Genomic DNA, 839 nt, shown 5'->3' on the forward strand with positions numbered 1-839 from the left:
TGACCGCGTGATCCTGCCCCGCCGCCGCGGCGGCGGGGCAGGATCACGCGGTCACCTGCCTCGGGGAGGGCAGCCCGGCGGCGGGCGGGTCGGGTTCCAGGACGCCGCCGCCGACGAGGAGGTCCCACAGGTCGTCGCGGCTCATGGGCCGCGCGTACAGGTAGCCCTGCACGGCCTCGCAGCCCAGCTCCACCAGCACGGCGTTCTGCTCCAGGGTCTCCACCCCCTCGGCGACCACGTCGAGGCCGAGGGTGCGCGCCAGCGAGACCACGGCGGCGGCCACGGCGCGCGCGGGTCCACCGCGCAGGTCGCCGGAGGTGCCGCGCGCGCCGCGCAGGTCGCGCACGAAGGAGCGGTCCACCTTCAGGTGGTCGGCGGGCAGGTCCACCAGGTACGACAGCGAGGAGTAGCCGGTGCCGAAGTCGTCGATGGCCACGCGGGCCCCGTCGCGGCGCAGCTCCTCCAGCACGGCGCGGCAGGCGCGCAGGTCGCTGGCCAGGGCGGTCTCGGTGACCTCCAGGCACACGTCGTCCAGCTGCAGGCCGGCGGCGGCGACGGTGCGGCGCACGCCCTCGGCGAAGCCGTCCGCGGACAGCGACACGGCGGAGACGTTGACGGCGACCCGGCGCGGCACGTGGGGCAGGTCGGCGGCGGCGGCGTCGGCGCGCCAGGCGGCCAGGTCGCGGCACGCCACGCGCAGCACGTGGGCGTCCAGCAGCGGGACGAGGTTGGCGCGCTCGGCGACCTCGATGAAGGTGCCGGGGTCGACGGGGCCGAGCTCGGGGTGGCGCCAGCGGGCCAGCGCCTCCACGGACAGCAGCTGCGCGCCGGGGCGGGTG

The 839-nt window shown here is 77.6% G+C and carries 1 protein-coding gene; it reads right to left on the reverse strand.

Annotation, left to right across the window (positions count from 1 at the left end; all coding sequences use genetic code 11):
* Window positions 1-43: 43 nt before the first annotated feature.
* A partial coding sequence (locus GTR00_RS21910; protein ID WP_166613592.1) for an EAL domain-containing protein occupies window positions 44-839 on the reverse strand: 796 nt, incomplete at its 5' end.

The sequence above is a fragment of the Kineococcus indalonis genome, assembly GCF_009906395.1.
Classification (GTDB): domain Bacteria; phylum Actinomycetota; class Actinomycetes; order Actinomycetales; family Kineococcaceae; genus Kineococcus; species Kineococcus indalonis.